Raw genomic sequence first — 17,969 nt, 5'->3', positions numbered from 1 at the left:
GACAAATATGGCGATAACCTAGCAGAATCGCGAGTAACATGGCAAGGGATACTTGACAATAATAAAAAGTGAAGGCCTAATTCTATAATTAAAATTCACCGGTGTCATGCCAACGTTTTGGGGAACGTTTTCCCATTAATTTAACTTTTGCCTATTCTAAAAAAAAGTGCTATATCTAATGAGTAGCTTAATGAGGGGCGCAACCCTCCACCAGCAGGGACTTTTTTGGACATGATGAAACACGTATACCTACTATCCGACGCGACCGGCGAAACCGTCGAACGCGTGGCCCGAGCGGCCCTGCACCAGTTCAAGGATATCGACGTCATCCTGCACCGGGCCGGGCAGATCCGCACCCGGGAGGATATCGAGCGTGCCCTGGACGAGGCAACCCGGGAACCGGGACTGATCTTCTTCACCCTGGTCAACAGCGATCTCGCCCAGTTCATCAGAAACGAGACCGAGCTTCGGGGTCTGGAGGCGGTGGACCTGATCACGCCGCTCCTCTTCAAGCTGGCCGAGTTCCTGGAAACGCCGGCCCAGAAGGTCCCGGGGCTCCAGTACGAGATGAACTCCGAGTACTACCGCCGGATGGAGGCGGTCGACTTCACGGTCAAGCAGGACGACGGCCAGGAGCCGCGCAACCTGTTCAAAGCGGACATCGTGCTGGTCGGGGTCTCCCGGACCTCCAAGACGCCGCTCTCCATGTACCTCGCCCACAAGGGTTACAAGGTGGCGAACGTCCCGCTGGTACAGGGGATCGATCCCCCGCCCGAGCTTTGGCAGGTACGCCAGGACCGGATCGTCGGCCTGATCATCGACGTCCAGCGCCTGGTGGACATCCGCAGCGCCCGCTTGAGAAACCTGCGGCAAAACCCGCGGGCGAGCTATGCCGACTACCAGCAGATCGAAGACGAACTAGCATATTGCCGCCGGTTCTACCGGCAACACCCCGAGTGGTACATCATCGACGTCACTAACCGGTCCGTCGAGGAGTCCGCGGCGGAAATCCTGAGCCGATTGCACGGGGATATACGACACGATTAAACAAGAAACAAGTATCTTCAAAATGAGAGAGGTAACAGACATGAGAATTCTGGTGGTCGAAGACGAGAAAAAAGTTGCGAGCTTCATCAAGCGCGGTCTTGAGGAAGAGCAGTATGAGGTCCACACTGCGGCAGACGGGGAGGAGGGGCTCAAGCTCGCACTGGAAAAGCCTTTCGACCTCATCATCCTGGACTGGATGCTCCCGAAAAAAGACGGGCTTTCGGTCCTCAAGGAACTTCGTGAGCGCAAGAACGTCACCCCGATCCTGATGCTCACCGCGAAGGATTCCGTCGAGGACATCGTCGCCGGTCTCGACTCCGGTTCGGATGACTACCTTACCAAGCCGTTTGCCTTTGCCGAACTGCTGGCCAGGGTCCGCGCCCTGCTGCGCCGCAGTGAGCTGGACCGCGGTGCCGAAATCCGCTTCGCCGACCTGCGCCTCGACCCGGTCACCCACAAGGTATGGCGCAAGGACAAGGAGATCGACCTCACCGCCAAGGAATACGGCCTGCTCGAGTACTTCATGCGCAACCCGCACCAGGTGCTGACCAGGACCATGATCGCGGAGCACGTCTGGGATTACACCTTCGACAGCTTCACCAACATCATCGACGTCTACGTCAACTACCTGCGCAAGAAGATTGACCGCGACGCAGACAAGAAGCTCATCCACACCGTCCGCGGCGTGGGCTACATCCTGAAGGAAGAGGACTAGCATCCTGGCGGTAACTACCCGCCCGGTTTGCTGAGACCGCATGTAAAGGACCGCGCTCCGGATCTCCGGAGGCGGTCCTTTTTTATTTTCTGGACCTCAACCGTACGCCTTAGCCGACGAGGGCCATGGTTGCCGGCCCTGGGGTAGCTACCCGCGGTTACCGCCTGCGGCGGTTCGCGCCAGGAATGGCGCTCCCACCGGGTAACGGAGCCCCCCTGGTAGATGCGGGTCGCAGCCGGCCCAAGCCGCGGTAAACCTTTTTCCGTCTCGGGCGTTACCACAAGATACAGCCCTTATCCCGTTCCTCTCATGGGAACGAGATACTGCACCATTACCAGGGTAAACCTGTTATCCTCATGAGGAACCTTGACAAAAAAAGACGGCAGTATTAGCTTTACGCATATTTTCCCCTTGGAGGAAGTCATGAGAAAACGCCTCATTCCGGTAGGTTACCTGTTCTCCACGCTCCTTTTCACTCTCGTCTTCTCCGCTGTGGCAGTGGCAGCACCCGTTCTTCCCAACTTCGTGGAACTCGCCAAGAAACTCAAACCGGCCGTAGTGAACATCAGCACCACCAAAACGGTCGCCCCCCAGAAGCGCAACCCGCACGGCGGAGGCAACGACCCGTTCCAGGAGTACTTCGACCGGTTCTTCGACCAGCAGCCGAAGGCCCCGCAGAAGCAGCGCAACCTCGGCTCCGGTTTCATCATCAGCAAGGATGGTTTCATCATCACCAACAACCACGTGGTTGCCGGTGCCGACGAGATCAAGGTGAAACTCTCCGACGGCAAGGAACTGAAAGCCGAACTGAAAGGGCGCGATGAGAAACTCGACCTGGCCCTGCTCAAGATCGAATCCAAGGACGGACTTCCGGTCGCACCGCTGGGAGACAGCGACAAGATCGAAGTCGGGGAGTGGGTCATGGCCATCGGCAACCCGTTCGGGCTCGCCCAGACCGTTACCGCCGGCATCGTCAGCGCCCAGGGACGGGTAATCGGGAGCGGCCCGTATGACGACTTCATCCAGACCGACGCTTCCATCAACCCGGGCAACTCCGGCGGCCCGCTCTTCAATGCCAAGGGCGAAGTCATCGGCATCAACACCGCCATTCTCGCCAACGGCCAGGGGATCGGCTTCGCCATCCCGATCAACATGGCCACCGCGATCCTGCCCCAGCTCAAAGACAGTGGGAAAGTCACCCGCGGCTGGCTCGGCGTATCGATCCAGCCGGTCACCCAGGACATCGCGAGCGCCTTCAACATCGACGGGGAAAAGGGCGCGCTGGTCGCCGACGTCCTCAAGGGTGGTCCCGCCGAGAAGGCGGGGCTCCAGGTCGGCGACGTCATCGTCGAATTCGACGGCCACACCATCCACGACACCAGCGAGCTCCCGCGCGTGGTAGCCATGACCCCGGTCGGGAAGGAGGTCTCCGTGGTCCTGATGCGTGAGGGGCGCAAGGAAACCAAGAAGGTGCTGGTCGAGCGGCTCAAGGAAGGGGATACCGAAGAGGCGGGGGTCATCAACGAGCGGCTCGGGATGAAGGTGGCCGAGTTGGGCGACCAGCCCAACCGTCGCGGCACGAAGGATGAGAAAGGGGTGCTCGTCGTGGCGGTGAAGCCGGACAGCGCGGCTGAGCAGGCCGGGATTGCCGAAGGCGACGTGATCCGCGACGTCAACGGCCAACGGATCGAGAAACTCGCCGATTACGAGAAGGCGCTTTCCGGCATCAAGAAGGGAAGCTTCTTGAAGGTGCTCCTGCGCCGCGGCAACGCGTCGCTCTTCGCCGCGGTGAAGGTCGACTAGGCGGGGACGCACTCTATAGATTTACCGATAATGCAAAGGGGCTCCGGAATCCGGAGCCCCTTTTTGATTTGCGGACCCCCCTCGAGCCGCGTGGGCACGGGGGGGCACGAATTGCGGTAAGTTGCGTGGAACGGATTCACGGTGAATCGCAACATTACCTGGCCGGGGATAACGTCGCGTTTCGTTTCTCAACGCGACCTACCCGCTCATTGCGCACGGCTCATTGCTAAAGGCATCATTCACCTCCCGCCGCATCTCCGCCTCCTCCTTTTCGTGACGCGGCGAAAAGTGGAACGGAATCACCCGTCCCACCCCGGCGGCGCGGGCCAGCTCACCGGCCTGCCGGGTGGTGAGGTGTGCCCGCTCGCGGGCGCGCTGCTCCTCTCCGGCCCGAAAGGTCGCCTCGATGAACAGATAGTCGGCTCCCAACGCCAGCGCCACGATCTTCTCCCGGTTCTGCGGTGCGTAGGAGACGTCGGTGACGTAGGCCACCTTCTCCCCACGCACCACCTCCAGGGCCGGGCCCAACTCCTTCAGGGTCAGCCTCCGCATCTCCCCCCCCACCGGTACGGCAACCTCGGTCTCTCCCGGCATCCCCGCGACGATGGCCCGCTTCACCTGCGCGAGCCAGGCACCGACCGGAAGCCCCATCTCCGCGAGCCGGTTTTTCTGGACGTTCACGTGGAGCTTCTCCTCGAAGGCATAGGCCAGGCAGGGGATGCTGTGCTCCAGAAAGGCGCAGCGGACCAGGAAGTTCTCCTCCTCCAGAATGACATTGTCGACCAGCGCCACCTCGCCCAACGGTTCCCGCTCAAAGGTGCGCCGGGAACTGAAGCGGGCGGACCGCGCCGTCCGCTCCGGACCGAGCTCATACGCCTCGACCACGAACTCGGTCGGATAGGTGCCGAGGAGGTTCCAGCTGTACGACGCCAGCCGGGCCTCGACCTGGCGGAGAAAGCCGGGCGGGCCGTACAGGCGCAGCGTCTTGTCACGCCCCAGCATGAGCCGCAGCATGTGGTCGAAGCCGATGAAATGATCGATGTGGGTATGGGAGATGAAGACATCGCTGACGCGGAGGATCTTGCGGGCGGCAAGGGCCCTGATCTCCCCGAGGTCGAAGAGGATGGCGCGGCGGGCGAACAGGAAGTCGAGGTAGAGGCCGGGATCGTGAAAAGGGGGATTGACCAGCTGGGGCTGAAAGTACGGTGTCATGGCCGGGACTCCCTTCCCTGAAGAGGTATCAACTCTCCGGCGGGGACTCCGGCTCATCGGCCAGTTTTCGCTTGATCAGCGCGACCAGGATGCCGACCATGAGCAGAAAGGCGGTGTCCTGGAACGAGTTCCAGTAACGGACGGCCGAGCCGGAGTAGCTGTTGCAGTCGGAAACGAACCGGGCGATCCCGGCGCCGACGGAGATCAGCAAGGCGCCGCTGCGCCCGAGGTACCAGCCGGCGAAGGCGATCGGAAGGAAATAGAAAACCAGCATGGAGTAGTCGCCGGTCAGGTAGTCGACATATCCCAATAGGGCGACCATGACATAGCCCACGACAAGGAGCAGCCAGGGCGGGAAACCCTCCATCCGCTTCAACATTACCCTACCCTCCGATGGGCGGAAAAGCCCCAGGTCAACGGTGGCACGGCTCACCTATATAACGATTGCCCGGGAGACCGCAAGCAATAAAAAAGGGAGCCACTGCATTAGGCTCCCTACGAAAAAAGTCTCTCCGCCCTGTCGTTGGTTGGGGGGCCTCACAGCGAGTTCCCTAACAGGTGGGAGGTCCCGTGGACCGCTTCAGGCAATTCCCGCGCAATGGGGCAGCACACCACGGTCGAAACAGGCTCCCGTTCAATGATTATTCCGCAGGGGCGTTAAAACCTAACGGACACGGCAGAGAGAACGTACGTGGCTCGCATAATATGATGTAACCGTTTACAAGGCAAGGCTTTTTTTCAAAAACCGAGATAGGCGTAAAGCGGCTTCAACTCCTCCATCAGACGGTCGAAACCCTCGAAGGTGAGGGACTGCGGACCGTCGGAAAGTGCCTTTTCCGGCTCGGGATGAACCTCCACCAGGATGCCGTGCGCCCCGGCCACCAGAGCCGCCTTGCTCATCGGCGGGACGAGGCTCCGTTTGCCGGTGGCGTGGGAAGGATCGGCCATGATCGGGAGGTGGGAAAGCTCCTTGATCAGGGGGATCACCGAGAGGTCGAAGGTGTTGCGGGTGGCGGTCTCGAAAGTCCGGATGCCGCGCTCGCAGAGGATGACGTTGGGGTTTCCCTCGGCAAGGATGTACTCGGCGGCGGCGAGAAACTCTTCTATGGTGGCGCTCATGCCGCGCTTCAAAAGGACCGGCTTCCCGCTGCGCCCGAGCTCCCGGAGGAGGTCGAAGTTCTGCATGTTGCGGGCGCCGACCTGGAGCAGGTCCGCGTGCTCGGCGACCAGCCCGACGGTGTCCGGAGACATCACCTCGGTGACTACCGGCAGCCCGGCTTCCTTTCCGGCCTGGCTCAACAAGAGAAGCCCCTCTTCGCGCAGCCCCTGGAAGGTATGCGGGCCGGTCCGCGGCTTGAAGGCGCCGCCGCGCAGAAGGTTCGCGCCGGCTTTCTTGACCGCGAGGGCGGTCTTGATGATCTGTTCCTCGCTCTCCACGGCACAGGGACCGGCGGTGACGACCGGGCGTTCCCCCTCACCGATGCGCACCCCTCCGACCGTGACCACGCTCGCTTGCGGGTGAAAGGCACGGGAAACCAGCTTGTACGGCTTGGAGACGTGGATCACCTCCTGCACCCCAGGGAGATCCCGGATCAGGGAGTCATCGACGTATCCCGTGTTCCCCAGAACCCCGATGGCGGTGCGCTCCCCGCCGGGAATCGGCTCGGCGCGCAGCCCCATCGCCTGAACCACCTTGACGACGGCATCTACATCCGACTTCTTCGCTTTGTACCCCATGACGATAAGCATGTGTGACTCCCGCAAGTTAGGATGAGGGCCTGAGCATAGCAGGGGGAACAGAAGAGGTCAATGTGAAACGATTGCAATTTTCCCGGATTTACGTACAATGCGGCGCCAAACCCATCTCCCCTCTCCCAACGGAAGCGGGAGTAACTAGAGGACAACGAGTTCGTGGAGGCACAATGCGTCTCAAGGATGAGCAGATCGCGCGCCTGGCGGAGAAGGTGCTGACTGATCTGGAAGCGAAGAAGCTGATGGTCGCCAAGCAGGGACGGGGAGCGCTCGTCGAGGCGGTGAAGGCGGCGATCGCGAAGGACGTCAAGGCCGAGGATAACCTGGAGAAGGACGCCGAGGCGCTGCTGGAGCAAACCCTGCGCAGCATGGGCGGAGCCGGCGATATCGATCGCCACAAGATGCTCAGGATGATCAAGGAAAAGCTCGCCAAGGAGCGGAAGATCGTGCTCTGACCGGTCACCTAAAAATGCCCTCTCCCTCCGCGCGCACGAGCGCGGCCTGCGCCGGGTGAGGGCTGCGGTTCGCCGGTGGCCCCTCCTCTCACCCGGCCTGCGGCCGCCCTCTCCCGAAAGGGGAGGGCTATCAAGGATCTGCATACTTAGAAGGATTAGAAGGAGTCCCCCATGCTGGTATCGGAAGACCGCATCTCCCATCTCGCCCACAAGATCTACGACAAGCTCTACGACGACGACCTGGCCGATTTCCCCGAAGAGCGCCGCGCCCTGGAAGCGATCAAGGACTCCATCTCCGCCTTCTTCTCGGTGGTCGAGCAGATCGACCAGGCGGTCCGGGACAAGCTTTCCTCCTACAGCAAAGCCAAGGTCCCCGGGAGCCGCGAGTGGGAGATTCTCTACCAGAAGTTCTACGCCGAGGAGCTCGCCAGGCGGAAATGGTAACGGCTGCCCCACCGAGCCGCCACGCCTCCCCCCCCTAAATTCCCTTTCCCATCAGCCCCTTAGCAAAAGCGGCGAGCCCCGTGCCCGCCGCTTTTTTTGCCCTGCCGTCCCCGTTAAATTTTTTTGCCGGGTAACCCTTGATTTTCAAGACCATGCTGTTTATATTTAGCAGGCATTAGCACTCAGCAGTCTTGAGTGCTAATAATTTTTCTGCGATCAAGAGATCTCAAATATCTCACAAGAAAGGAGAGTGCAGGCATGAATCTGAGACCGTTGCAGGACCGTATCATCGTTAAGAGGGTTGAAGAAGAAACGAAAACCGCTGGGGGGCTCTACATCCCGGAGACTGCCAAAGAGAAGCCGCAGCAGGGCGAAGTCGTTGCGGTCGGCAAAGGGAAGCGGGGCGACGACGGCAAGGTCTACCCGATCGACCTCAACGTCGGGGACAAGGTCCTCTTTGGAAAATACGCCGGCAGCGAAGTTAAGCTCGACGGCCAGGACTACCTGATCATGCGTGAGGACGACATCCTCGGCGTCATCGAGAAGTAATCACCGCCCACGCACTATATATTCTCAAGGAGGAAACGACACGATGGCTGCAAAGATAATCAAATTCGACCAGGATGCCCGTAACAGCATCCTTAAAGGTGTAAATACTCTGGCTGACGCCGTAAAGGTAACCCTCGGCCCCAAAGGACGCAACGTCGTCATCGAGAAGTCCTACGGCGCACCGCTGATCACCAAGGACGGCGTTACCGTCGCCAAGGAAATCGAGCTCGAAGACAAGTTCGAGAACATGGGCGCGCAGCTGGTCAAGGAAGTCGCTTCCAAGACCTCCGACGTCGCCGGTGACGGCACCACCACCGCTACCGTGCTGGCCCAGGCCATCTACCGCCAGGGCTCCAAACTGGTTGCCGCCGGCCACAACCCGATGGAAATCAAACGCGGCATCGACCAGGCGGTCGAGACCCTCGTCGGCGAGCTGAAGAAGATCTCCAAGCCGATCAAGGATCACAAGGAAATCGCCCAGGTCGGCACCATCTCCGCCAACAACGACAAGACCATCGGCGACATCATCGCCCAGGCGATGGAGAAAGTCGGCAAGGAAGGGGTCATCACCGTCGAGGAAGCCAAGGCGATGGAGACCACCCTTGAGACCGTCGAAGGGATGCAGTTCGACCGCGGCTACCTCTCCCCGTACTTCGTGACCGACCCGGAGCGGATGGAAGCCAACATCGAAAACGTCCTGATCCTGATCCACGACAAGAAGATCTCCAACATGAAGGACCTCCTCCCGGTCCTCGAGCAGACCGCCAAGTCCGGCCGTCCGCTGCTCATCATCGCCGAGGACATCGAGGGCGAGGCCCTGGCCACCCTGGTCGTCAACAAGCTGCGCGGCGTCCTCAACGTCTGCGCCGTCAAGGCTCCGGGCTTCGGTGACCGCCGCAAGGCCATGCTCGAAGACATCGCCATCCTCACCGGCGGCAAAGTCATCTCCGAAGAGATCGGCTTCAAACTGGAGAACACCACCCTCGACATGCTCGGGATGGCCAAGAAAGTCACCGTCGACAAGGACAACACCACCATCATCGACGGCAACGGCTCCGAGGCTGACATCGCGGGCCGCGTGAAGATGATCCGCGCCCAGATCGAAGAGACCTCCAGCGACTACGACCGCGAGAAGCTGCAGGAGCGCCTGGCCAAGCTGGTCGGCGGCGTCGCCGTCATCAAAGTCGGTGCGGCCACCGAGATCGAGATGAAAGAGAAGAAGGCCCGCGTCGAAGACGCCCTCCACGCTACCCGCGCCGCAGTCGACGAGGGTATCGTCCCGGGAGGCGGGGTTGCCTACCTGCGCGCCCTCGCCGTTCTCGACGGCCTGCAGCTTCAGACCGAGCAGCAGTTCGGCGTCAACGTGATCAAGCGCGCCATCGAGGAGCCGATCCGTCAGATCGCCCAGAACGCCGGCGTGGACGGCTCCATCGTCGTCGACAAAGTGAAAAACGGCACCGGCTCCTTCGGCTACAACGCTGCCGACGATGCCTACGTCGACATGCTGGATGCCGGGATCATCGACCCGACCAAGGTCTCCCGCTACGCGCTGCAAAACGCCGCTTCCGTGGCCGGCCTCATGCTGACCACCGAGGCGATGATCGCCGACAAGCCGAAAGAAGAAGGCGCGCTCCCGCCGATGCCGGGCGGCATGGGTGGCATGGGCGGCATGGGCGGCATGATGTAAGCCGTCTGGCCTAAGCCAGCACCGTAACACCAGAAGAGCCGGGGATTTTCCCCGGCTCTTTTCATTTGCAGGTTAGCGGATCGGTGGCGGGCACGGGGAACCTCCCTGCGACGAGCGCTCCGCGACGCCGGCACCGGCTGTGCCAAGCCCCAAGCCCCCGAACCCCGACTCTATTGTTGAAATGCGGCAATAAAACACGTATTATCATGCCGAATTCAGGCCGGGGTTTCACACCGGGGCACCGCCGGACCGATCTTTTTTACGGGCGTTTCCCTCTCATTGGGGAAAACGACGGGGCGCACAATGAAGATACTGATTGCCGAGGACAACGCCGGAATCCGCACGGTCATTCTCAACATGCTCGTTACCTGGGGCTACGAGGTGGTAACCGCCGCCGACGGCAACGAAGCGTGGGACAAGCTGCAGGGCGAAGATGCCCCGATGCTGGTCCTTCTGGACTGGATGATGCCGGGGCTCGACGGTCTCGAGATCTGCCGGCGCCTGCGGGAAAAGAAAACGCCCGTCCCTCCTTACGTCCTCTTCCTCACCTGCCGCGACAATACCCGCGACATCGTCACCGCGCTGGAAGCTGGCGCCAACGACTACGTTACCAAGCCGTTCCAGGCGGAAGAACTGCGTGCCCGCCTCCAGGTCGGACTGCGCGTCGTCGAGCTGCAGAGTGCGCTGAACCAGCGCGTGGAAGAGCTGCAGCTGGAGCGAAACCGCGCCAAGCTTTGCCTGGACGTGGCCGGAGTGCTGCTGATCGCCCTGAACGAGGCCGGCGCCATCACCCAGGTCAACCGGAAAGGGAGCGAGATCCTGGGCTACCCCGAGAGCGAGATCCTGGGGCGGAACTGGTTCGACGATTTTCTGGACCAGGAATACCGTGCCGAGGCCCGGCAGATACTGTTCCAGGCCTTTTACGGAAACCAGGGACGACGGGAACAGTTGGTCCAGAAGGTGGTCACCAAAAGCGGCGAGATCCGGATCCTCGAGATCCGCAGCGGAGCCATCCAGGATCATACCGGACGGGTCACCGGCGTCCTCTTCTCCGGGGCGGACGTAACCGATCGAATCCAGGATGAAATGGCGCTGAGGGAGAGCGAGAAAAATTACCGCGGCCTCTTTACCCAGATGGTCAACCAGTCGGGCGCCATTTCCACCTACAAGACGCATCTCACTTCCAAGAAGGGTGGCAGTTAACTCCTTCCACAATTAATTAGAAAGGATCGTGCCGCAGACATTGACTTGTCCTTGCGGCCCCCCTACTATAAGGCATGGATAAAAATGCCGATCCCGGGCGGAAGCCTGTCCCCCGGTTCTCCATCGCCCAAAAGCTCGTCCTCAGCTACGCCGCAATGGCGTTCTTCACTCTTGCTGCGCTCCTCCTTTCCCTGCTCGGCCTTTTCTCCCTCAACCGTACCGCCCGCAACATTGCGCAAGTCGACGTCCCGGTCATCGGGAACCTGATCAAGCTGCGCGCCGCCGTTCTCGCTCAGGAGGGGTATGCCGGCCGCTACGCCATTCTGCGCAGCCGCGAGTTCCAAGGCCTGTTCAACGAGCGGCAAAAAGAGTCGCTCAAGCTGTTGCAGGAGCTCAAAGAGAAAGGGTTGCACAACGACGGGGCCTACCTCGAGCAGCTCTACCGCGCCTACGACGGTGCCGCCGACGACTTGTTTTCCGGAAAGAGCAGCGATGCGGCAAAGTTGCGCCCCCTCGCGTTGCGGCTGATCGATGCGGTTGACCGGGTAAGCAACGAGCGGCAAAACCGGCTCCAGGAGAAGGTCGCCCAAGCCGAGGGAGAGCGCCGCCTCACCGCGCGCGGGACGGTATTGATCTCCCTGTCCGGATTCGTGCTCGCGCTTTTGGTCGCCGCCGTCTTCATCTACCGGATCTCCCGCGCCATCCGCAAGCTGCAGCGGGCGACCCATCGCATCGCCCAGGGCGACTTCGACTTCGATCCCCGCATCCCCCCCGGCGACGAGGTCGGCGACCTTGCCGCCGATTTCGTCGCCATGGCGCAGCGGCTCAAGGAATTGGAGCGGGCGAACCTGGACGCAAGTCCGTTGACCCGTCTTCCCGGCAACGCCGCCATCGAGCGGGAACTGGAGCAGCGCCTCCAAGCCGGCGCGCCCTTTGCCTTCTGCTATGCCGACCTCGACAACTTCAAGCCCTACGGCGACCATTACGGTTATTCCAAAGGGAGCGATCTGATCCGGGTAACCGGCGACACGATCTACCAGGAGACCAAACGCCGGGTAGGGGATGACGGCTTTGTCGGGCACATCGGCGGGGACGATTTTGTCATGATCGTACCCGAGGAAGGTGTCGAACCGATGTGCCAGGAGCTGCTGCGCACCCTGGACGCCGAGATCGCCCGGCACTACAGCCCCGAGGACCTGGCCGCCGGCGGTATCGCGGGGGTCGACCGCTACGGCGTGCACCGCTTCTTCCCCATCGTCAGCGTCTCGATCGCGGTGGTGATTTGCGGAAGCGGCGCCTTTTCCACCGCCGTGGAACTGGCCCGAGTCACCGCCGAACTCAAAGATGAAGTCAAAGAGGCTGCCGGAAGCAGCTACTTGATCAGGAGGTATCCGGCGCAATGAAGAGAACCTTCGTCATCCTGGCGCTCACCCTGGCCCTGGGCGGGTGCGCGACACCAGGCCGTCCCGGCCGTCCGGCGCCGCCGCATCCCCGGCAACTTGAAGCGGCGGTAGCCCTGATCCGGCAAGGGGAGACCGCGCGGGCCAAGGTGATTCTGACCACGATCGTCGAATCCCCCCCGGTTAAGGGGATAACCGACGAGGCACTCTTTCGCCTGGCCCTTTTGAACCTGAAACCGGCGGAGCTGGCGCCGTCCGAGCATCTCTTGCGGCGCTTGAAAAAGGATTTTCCGGCCAGCAACTGGACCGTGCAGGCGCAGCCGCTTTTGGAGCTGATCGGTGGGGCGGATGAGCTGCGGAGGCAGAATCGGAGCCTGAAAGGAAGCAACCGCTCCTTGAGCCGGGCGAACGAGACCCTCAATCGAAGCAACGAGACGCTGGGGAAGGAAAATGAGGAACTGCGGCGGCAGATCGATCAGCTGAAGCATCTCGATCTGGAGTTGGAGAGGAAAAGCAAGTAGAAGGGTGTGAAAACCGGGGCTAGGGGTTGGGGACTAGGGGCTGGCAAAGGCAAAACCGAAAAGGTTTTCCCTAGCCCCTAGCCCCCCATCCCCAGCCCCGGTTCTTTACATTTCCACCCTGGTGAGCACTCCTTGGAGCTTGGAGGCGGGGAGCTTGTTGAACTGCACGAAGTTCGGCGTGAGCTTCTTGATGACCGAGAAGATGCGCCAGATCGGGTTGTTGGTCTGGATGTCCTCGACCCCGTAGAAGATGACCTTCTCGGCGATGCCGTGTTTCTTCAGCAGCCCCTCGATGTCGATCACCTCCATGTAACCGGCGTTGATCTCGAACGCCTCCAGCCCGCTCCCCAATCCCGTAGTCAGCTTGGAAGTCACTCCGAACGGCTCGTCGGTACGCACGATGGAAATGAAGATATTCCGCTCGTAGATGATGTTGCTGCGCACGATGCAGTGGATCACGTAGGGGGGAATCACGTTCCATTCGCGGGTGAAGAAGAGCCCGGTCCCCGGGATCAGCCTCCCCTTGGCATAGATCTGCTCGTAGGAGAGGAGGAAGGTGTCCACGTCCAGCGGACGCAGCGCCATGTAAAGGGCGCGCTGCCCCTTGGTCCAGATCAGGATGGTGGCGAAGGGAACCCCGGCGAGGATCAGGGACCAGTAGCCGCCGTGCGGCAGCTTGTTCAGGTTGGCGAGCAGGAAGATGAAGTCGGCAATGGTCACCAGCACCGCGATGGGGACCTTCCACTTCTTCTTGGTGTGGGCGAAGATGACCGTCATCATGATCCCGGTGATGGCCATGGTGCCGGTAACCGCGAGACCGTAGGCCGCGGCCAGGTTCTCCGACTTCTTGAACAACAGCATGATGAAGAGGACCAAAATCATCAGGAGCCAGTTCACCGACCCGATGTAGATCTGGGACTTCAGGTGGCTCGAGGTGTAGTCCACCTTCATGAGCGGCATGATCCGGGTGGTGATCCCCTGGTAGACGATGGAGAAGACCCCGCTGATCAGGGCCTGGGAGGCGATGATGGTGGCGAAGATGGTCAGGACCAGGAAGGGGATGTACAGCATCGCCGACTGCCCCTGCACCATCTCGAAGAGGATGTTCTTGGCGCTGGGGTGGGATAGGAGAAAGGCCCCCTGACCCAGGTAGTTCACGATCAGGGCGACGAAGACGAAGTACCAGGCACGGATGATCGGCCGTCGTCCGAGGTGCCCCATGTCGGCGTAGAGCGCCTCGCCCCCGGTCGCGCAGAGGATGACCTCGGAGAGGACGAAGAAACCGGAAAGCCCGTTGTTGAGGAAGAATTTCACCGCATACCAGGGGCTCGCCGCCTTGACCACCCCCGGGAATCCCGCGATGGAGATGACCCCGGAAAGGGTGAGCGCCAGGAACCAGACCACCATGAGCGGGCCGAACAGCCCGGCAACCTTGTCGGTTCCCTTGTACTGGAAGATGAAGAGGACCACCGCGATGACCGACGCGATGGCGATCAGGGTCCCCTGGCTCAGTCCCGCAAGCGACGGGATCAGCACCAGGCCCTCGACGGCGGAGAGGATACTGATGGCGGGGGTGATGACGCCGTCGCCCAGCAGCAGCGACACGCCGACGAAGGAAAGAAAGCTCACCAGACCGAGGTAGCGCCCCCCCTTGAGGATGCGGACCAGGATCTCCTTGAGCACGATGGTCCCCCCCTCCCCTTTCCGCCCCAGGCTCATCGCGAGCCAGGCGTACTCCACGGTGACCAGGATGACCAGGGTCCAGACGATGAGGGAGAGGATACCGAAGACGTTGTCCGGTGTCGGCTTGGTAAGGCCGAAGATAACGGTAAGGGTATAGATCGGGCTGGTGCCGATGTCGCCGAAAACCAGCCCCATCGATTTGACGATACCGCCCCAGTAGGATTCCGTCTGTTTGCTCGTCATGCGCTGATTACACCTCCGGAGTTAAGCAAGCGCGATTTATAGCACTTGCCTTCGGACAATACAACTGGAAATACCCGTTTCATCTTGACATCAAGGTTCATTCCTTGTAGCTTAAATCGTTTTTCACACGTGATTTTTGACAGAAAGGCTCCCGCCAGAAAGAGCACGCAGCAGCCCGATGAGTATCGGCTCAGAAACCGGGCCGGAACGATCGGGCCCCAGCGCCGATAGTGCTTTTATTTCGTGCAGGTTACGTGCGGGTTGCCTTGTTTAAAAGCCGGAGGCCGCAGCAATGGATTATAAAGATACCCTCAACCTTCCTGAAACAGCATTCCCGATGAAAGGTAACCTCCCGCAGCGGGAGCCGGAACTCCTGAAGCGGTGGGAGGATGAAGGACTGTACGCCAAGACCGAGGCGGCCGGTGCCGACCGACCGCGCTACCTCCTGCACGACGGCCCTCCGTACGCCAACGGCCACATCCATATCGGCCACGCACTCAACAAGATCCTCAAGGACATCGTCCTCAAGAGCAAGCGGATGAACGGGTTCCACGCTCCGTACGTCCCGGGGTGGGACTGCCACGGTCTCCCCATCGAGCTCCAGGTCGAGAAGAACCTCGGTTCCAAGAAACACGAGATATCCAAACTGGAGATGCGCAAACTGTGCCGGGAATACGCCCAGAAGTTCGTCGCGATCCAGCGTGCCGAATTCGAGCGCCTCGGGGTGCTCGGCGAGTGGGACAATCCGTACCTCACCCTGCACAGCAGCTACGAGGGGATCATCGCCGAGGAGCTGGCCCGCTTCGCCGAAAACGGCGGTCTCTACAAAGGGAAAAAGCCGGTCCACTGGTGCTCTTCCTGCGGCACCGCGCTTGCAGAGGCCGAAGTCGAGTACGCCGACCACGTCTCCCCGTCGGTGTTCGTGAAGTTCGCCTTCAAGGAAGACCCGGGCGCCGTGATCCCCGAGATCGCCGGCAAGAAGGCTTCGGTCGTCATCTGGACCACCACCCCGTGGACCCTGCCGGCGAACCTCGCCGTCGCGCTGCACCCGGAACTCGATTACGTCGCCGTCGAGGTGAACGGAGAGATCCTGATCGTGGCCGAAGGGCTCAAGGATAGCTTCCTCAAGGCGATCGGCGCGGAAGGCGAAGTGAAGGCCACCTTCAAGGCGACCAAGCTCGAGCGCAAGCTCCTGCGGCACCCCTTCTACGACCGCGACTCCGTCATCCTGCTCGGCGAGCACGTCACCCTCGATGCCGGTACCGGCGCGGTCCACACCGCTCCCGGCCACGGCCAGGAGGACTACGAGCTCGGCCTGCGCGAAGGGCTCGAGATCTACAACCCGGTCGACAACCGCGGCCGTTTCTTCGAGAACATCGAGTTCTTCGGGGGGCAGTTCGTCTTCGACGCCAACAAGAACGTGATCGAGAAGCTGACCGAAGTGGGCGCGCTGCTGGCCTCCGCCAACATCAGCCACTCCTACCCGCACTGCTGGCGTTGCAAGAAGCCGATCATCTTCCGAGCCACCGAGCAGTGGTTCATCTCCATGCAGAAGAACGACCTGCGCGACAAGGCGCTGGCCGAGATCAACAACGTGAACTGGATCCCGAAATGGGGGCGTGAGCGGATCTACGGCATGATCGAGAACCGTCCCGACTGGTGTGTTTCGCGCCAGCGTTCCTGGGGCGTCCCCATCACCGCCTTCTACTGCTCCAGCTGCGGCGAGGTCATGGCCGACGCCAAGGTGATGCACCACGTCGCCGACCTCTTCAAGGAGCACAGCTCCGACATCTGGTACGACTGGGAAGCTGCCAAGTTCCTCCCCGCCGGGACCACCTGCCCCAAGTGCGGCAAGAGCGAGTTCGAGAAGGAAATGGACATCCTGGACGTCTGGTTCGACTCCGGCGTCTCCTTTGCCGCCGTCTGCGAGCACCGTCCCTACCTGGGAACCCCGGCCGACATGTACCTCGAAGGGAGCGACCAGCACCGCGGCTGGTTCCACTCCTCGCTTCTGGCGAGCGTCGGGACCCGCGGCAAGGCTCCCTACAAGAGCGTCCTCACCCACGGCTTCGTCGTCGACGGCAGCGGCCGCAAGATGAGCAAGTCGGTGGGCAACGTGGTCGCCCCCGAGGACGTGGTCAAGAAGTTCGGCGCCGACGTCTTGCGCCTGTGGGTCGCCGCACAGGACTACCGCGACGATCTCCGCATCTCCCAGGAGATCCTGACCCGGCTCTCCGAGGCGTACCGCCGGATCCGGAACACCTGCCGCTACATCCTGGGGAACATCAACGACTTCAACCCCGCGACCGACCTGGTGCCTTATGTCGAGCTCCCCGAGATCGACCGCTGGGCGCTGCACCAGCTCGAACTCTTGAAGGAAAAGGTCCTTGCCTCCTACGACGAGTGCGAGTTCCACATCCTCTATCATGCGGTGAACGGCTTCTGCACCGTGGAGATGAGCGCGTTCTACCTCGACATCCTCAAGGACCGCGTCTACACCAGCAAGAAGGGCTCCAAATCGCGCAGAAGCGGCCAGACCGTCATGTACACCGTGCTCGACACCCTGGTCCGCATCCTGGCGCCGGTCCTCTCCTTCACCGCCGAAGACGTATGGAAGGCGATGCCGGGCGAGCGCGAGGAGAGCGTCCACCTGGGGCTTTTCCCCAAACTCCAGCCGGAAGTCAAGGACGAGGCGCTGGCGAAGCGCTGGGAAAAGATCGTCAAGGTGCGCGGCGACGTGTCCAAGGCACTCGAGCTGGCCCGCGCGGCGAAGGTGATCGGGCATTCCCTCGATGCCGCGGTCGCCATCAAGGCCGAAGGCGAGACCGGCGAGCTCCTGAAGGAGATGGCGAACGAGCTGGCCGGGATCTTCATCGTATCCAAGGCGGAGCTTACCGGTACCCTGGGCGATGGCGCCTACCAAGGCGAAGAGGTCGAGGTTGCCGTCACCGCGGCTCCGGGTGAGAAGTGCGAACGCTGCTGGTGCTACAGCGAGGAGCTTGGCACCGCCTCCGACCACCCGACCATCTGCCCGAAATGCACCGAGGCGGTGCAGTAGGCCTCTCTACCTAAGGCAGGGTCTTAAGTCCCCCTTTGAAAAAGGGGGATTTAGGGGGATTTGATTTTAAAGGCAAATCCCCCCCGGCCCCCCTTTTTCAAAGGGGGGAGCACTACGACAAAGGGGCGCAGCATGCTGCGCCCCTGCTCATACAAACCGGGTCTTTTTGACTACTGACTACTGATCACTGTCTTCTG

General features: G+C 61.3%; 15 protein-coding genes and 1 other RNA gene. 11 read left to right on the top strand and 5 right to left on the bottom strand.

Annotation, left to right across the window (positions count from 1 at the left end; genetic code table 11):
• Positions 1 to 234 precede the first annotated feature (234 nt).
• The 3 genes from JFN93_RS08170 (at position 235) to JFN93_RS08160 (ending at position 3,565) form a co-directional block, all read left to right on the top strand.
• The gene (locus JFN93_RS08170) at positions 235 to 1,047 is read left to right on the top strand and encodes a pyruvate, water dikinase regulatory protein (protein ID WP_199383793.1); all 813 of its coding nucleotides are present in this window, start codon (positions 235 to 237) and stop codon (positions 1,045 to 1,047) included.
• A gap of 40 nt (positions 1,048 to 1,087) precedes the next feature.
• The gene (locus tag JFN93_RS08165) at positions 1,088 to 1,762 is read left to right on the top strand and encodes a response regulator transcription factor (RefSeq protein ID WP_199383571.1); all 675 of its coding nucleotides are present in this window, start codon (positions 1,088 to 1,090) and stop codon (positions 1,760 to 1,762) included.
• A 423-nt stretch (positions 1,763 to 2,185) separates the two neighbouring features.
• On the top strand, positions 2,186 to 3,565 hold the full coding sequence (locus tag JFN93_RS08160) for a DegQ family serine endoprotease (protein ID WP_199383570.1): 1,380 nt from the start codon (positions 2,186 to 2,188) through the stop codon (positions 3,563 to 3,565).
• Between the two features lie 198 nt (positions 3,566 to 3,763).
• Here the strand turns inward: JFN93_RS08160 and JFN93_RS08155 are convergent, their stop codons facing one another.
• The 4 genes from JFN93_RS08155 to aroF all read right to left on the bottom strand — a co-directional run bounded on the left by JFN93_RS08155 (position 3,764) and on the right by aroF (position 6,526).
• Entirely contained in the window at positions 3,764 to 4,777 is a 1,014-nt protein-coding gene (locus tag JFN93_RS08155; protein ID WP_199383569.1) for a ribonuclease Z, read from the bottom strand.
• 28 nt (positions 4,778 to 4,805) lie between these two features.
• Entirely contained in the window at positions 4,806 to 5,156 is a 351-nt protein-coding gene (locus tag JFN93_RS08150) for a hypothetical protein (protein WP_199383568.1), read from the bottom strand.
• A gap of 126 nt (positions 5,157 to 5,282) precedes the next feature.
• A non-coding RNA gene (gene ssrS / locus JFN93_RS08145) (6S RNA) lies at positions 5,283 to 5,463 on the bottom strand.
• 52 nt (positions 5,464 to 5,515) lie between these two features.
• Entirely contained in the window at positions 5,516 to 6,526 is a 1,011-nt protein-coding gene (aroF, locus tag JFN93_RS08140) for a 3-deoxy-7-phosphoheptulonate synthase (RefSeq protein ID WP_199383567.1), read from the bottom strand.
• A 173-nt stretch (positions 6,527 to 6,699) separates the two neighbouring features.
• Between aroF and JFN93_RS08135 the strand changes: the two genes are divergently transcribed.
• From JFN93_RS08135 to JFN93_RS08105, 7 genes are all read left to right on the top strand, one after another.
• Positions 6,700 to 6,984 (top strand): DUF507 family protein, encoded by a 285-nt coding sequence (locus JFN93_RS08135; protein ID WP_199383566.1) that lies wholly within the window; start codon positions 6,700 to 6,702, stop codon positions 6,982 to 6,984.
• 171 nt (positions 6,985 to 7,155) lie between these two features.
• On the top strand, positions 7,156 to 7,428 hold the full coding sequence (locus JFN93_RS08130; protein WP_199383565.1) for a DUF507 family protein: 273 nt from the start codon (positions 7,156 to 7,158) through the stop codon (positions 7,426 to 7,428).
• A gap of 258 nt (positions 7,429 to 7,686) precedes the next feature.
• On the top strand, positions 7,687 to 7,977 hold the full coding sequence (groES, locus tag JFN93_RS08125; protein WP_199383564.1) for a co-chaperone GroES: 291 nt from the start codon (positions 7,687 to 7,689) through the stop codon (positions 7,975 to 7,977).
• Between the two features lie 43 nt (positions 7,978 to 8,020).
• The gene (groL, locus tag JFN93_RS08120; RefSeq protein WP_199383563.1) at positions 8,021 to 9,664 is read left to right on the top strand and encodes a chaperonin GroEL; all 1,644 of its coding nucleotides are present in this window, start codon (positions 8,021 to 8,023) and stop codon (positions 9,662 to 9,664) included.
• A gap of 303 nt (positions 9,665 to 9,967) precedes the next feature.
• Positions 9,968 to 10,867, top strand: a complete 900-nt coding sequence (locus tag JFN93_RS08115; RefSeq protein WP_199383562.1) for a response regulator — start codon at positions 9,968 to 9,970, stop codon at positions 10,865 to 10,867.
• A 74-nt stretch (positions 10,868 to 10,941) separates the two neighbouring features.
• Positions 10,942 to 12,270 (top strand): GGDEF domain-containing protein, encoded by a 1,329-nt coding sequence (locus JFN93_RS08110; RefSeq protein WP_199383561.1) that lies wholly within the window; start codon positions 10,942 to 10,944, stop codon positions 12,268 to 12,270.
• A complete protein-coding gene (locus JFN93_RS08105; RefSeq protein WP_199383560.1) occupies positions 12,267 to 12,788 on the top strand; it encodes a hypothetical protein in 522 nt (173 codons plus the stop codon). The genes JFN93_RS08110 and JFN93_RS08105 overlap by 4 nt, the downstream gene beginning before the upstream one ends.
• 105 nt (positions 12,789 to 12,893) lie before the next feature.
• Here the strand turns inward: JFN93_RS08105 and JFN93_RS08100 are convergent, their stop codons facing one another.
• The gene (locus tag JFN93_RS08100; protein ID WP_199383559.1) at positions 12,894 to 14,714 is read right to left on the bottom strand and encodes a KUP/HAK/KT family potassium transporter; all 1,821 of its coding nucleotides are present in this window, start codon (positions 14,712 to 14,714) and stop codon (positions 12,894 to 12,896) included.
• A 292-nt stretch (positions 14,715 to 15,006) separates the two neighbouring features.
• Here JFN93_RS08100 and ileS point away from each other — a divergent pair, with 292 nt between their 5' ends.
• Positions 15,007 to 17,772, top strand: coding sequence for an isoleucine--tRNA ligase (ileS, locus tag JFN93_RS08095; protein WP_199383558.1), 2,766 nt, complete (start codon positions 15,007 to 15,009; stop codon positions 17,770 to 17,772).
• Positions 17,773 to 17,969 lie beyond the last annotated feature (197 nt).

The sequence above is a fragment of the Geomesophilobacter sediminis genome, assembly GCF_016458275.1.
Lineage (GTDB): Bacteria > Desulfobacterota > Desulfuromonadia > Geobacterales > Geobacteraceae > Geomesophilobacter > Geomesophilobacter sediminis.
Note: the sequence above shows the minus strand (reverse complement) of the source record. Positions and strands in the feature narration are given on the sequence as shown.

What these genes read in the sequence shown, in the direction of transcription:
- JFN93_RS08170 (WP_199383793.1), top strand. Translation starts at nt 235, where the DNA reads ATGAAACACGTATACCTACTATCCGACGCGACCGGCGAAACCGTCGAA.
- JFN93_RS08165 (WP_199383571.1), top strand. Translation starts at nt 1,088, where the DNA reads ATGAGAATTCTGGTGGTCGAAGACGAGAAAAAAGTTGCGAGCTTCATC.
- JFN93_RS08160 (WP_199383570.1), top strand. Translation starts at nt 2,186, where the DNA reads ATGAGAAAACGCCTCATTCCGGTAGGTTACCTGTTCTCCACGCTCCTT.
- JFN93_RS08155 (WP_199383569.1), bottom strand. Translation starts at nt 4,777, where the DNA reads ATGACACCGTACTTTCAGCCCCAGCTGGTCAATCCCCCTTTTCACGAT.
- JFN93_RS08150 (WP_199383568.1), bottom strand. Translation starts at nt 5,156, where the DNA reads ATGTTGAAGCGGATGGAGGGTTTCCCGCCCTGGCTGCTCCTTGTCGTG.
- aroF (WP_199383567.1), bottom strand. Translation starts at nt 6,526, where the DNA reads ATGCTTATCGTCATGGGGTACAAAGCGAAGAAGTCGGATGTAGATGCC.
- JFN93_RS08135 (WP_199383566.1), top strand. Translation starts at nt 6,700, where the DNA reads ATGCGTCTCAAGGATGAGCAGATCGCGCGCCTGGCGGAGAAGGTGCTG.
- JFN93_RS08130 (WP_199383565.1), top strand. Translation starts at nt 7,156, where the DNA reads ATGCTGGTATCGGAAGACCGCATCTCCCATCTCGCCCACAAGATCTAC.
- groES (WP_199383564.1), top strand. Translation starts at nt 7,687, where the DNA reads ATGAATCTGAGACCGTTGCAGGACCGTATCATCGTTAAGAGGGTTGAA.
- groL (WP_199383563.1), top strand. Translation starts at nt 8,021, where the DNA reads ATGGCTGCAAAGATAATCAAATTCGACCAGGATGCCCGTAACAGCATC.
- JFN93_RS08115 (WP_199383562.1), top strand. Translation starts at nt 9,968, where the DNA reads ATGAAGATACTGATTGCCGAGGACAACGCCGGAATCCGCACGGTCATT.
- JFN93_RS08110 (WP_199383561.1), top strand. Translation starts at nt 10,942, where the DNA reads ATGGATAAAAATGCCGATCCCGGGCGGAAGCCTGTCCCCCGGTTCTCC.
- JFN93_RS08105 (WP_199383560.1), top strand. Translation starts at nt 12,267, where the DNA reads ATGAAGAGAACCTTCGTCATCCTGGCGCTCACCCTGGCCCTGGGCGGG.
- JFN93_RS08100 (WP_199383559.1), bottom strand. Translation starts at nt 14,714, where the DNA reads ATGACGAGCAAACAGACGGAATCCTACTGGGGCGGTATCGTCAAATCG.
- ileS (WP_199383558.1), top strand. Translation starts at nt 15,007, where the DNA reads ATGGATTATAAAGATACCCTCAACCTTCCTGAAACAGCATTCCCGATG.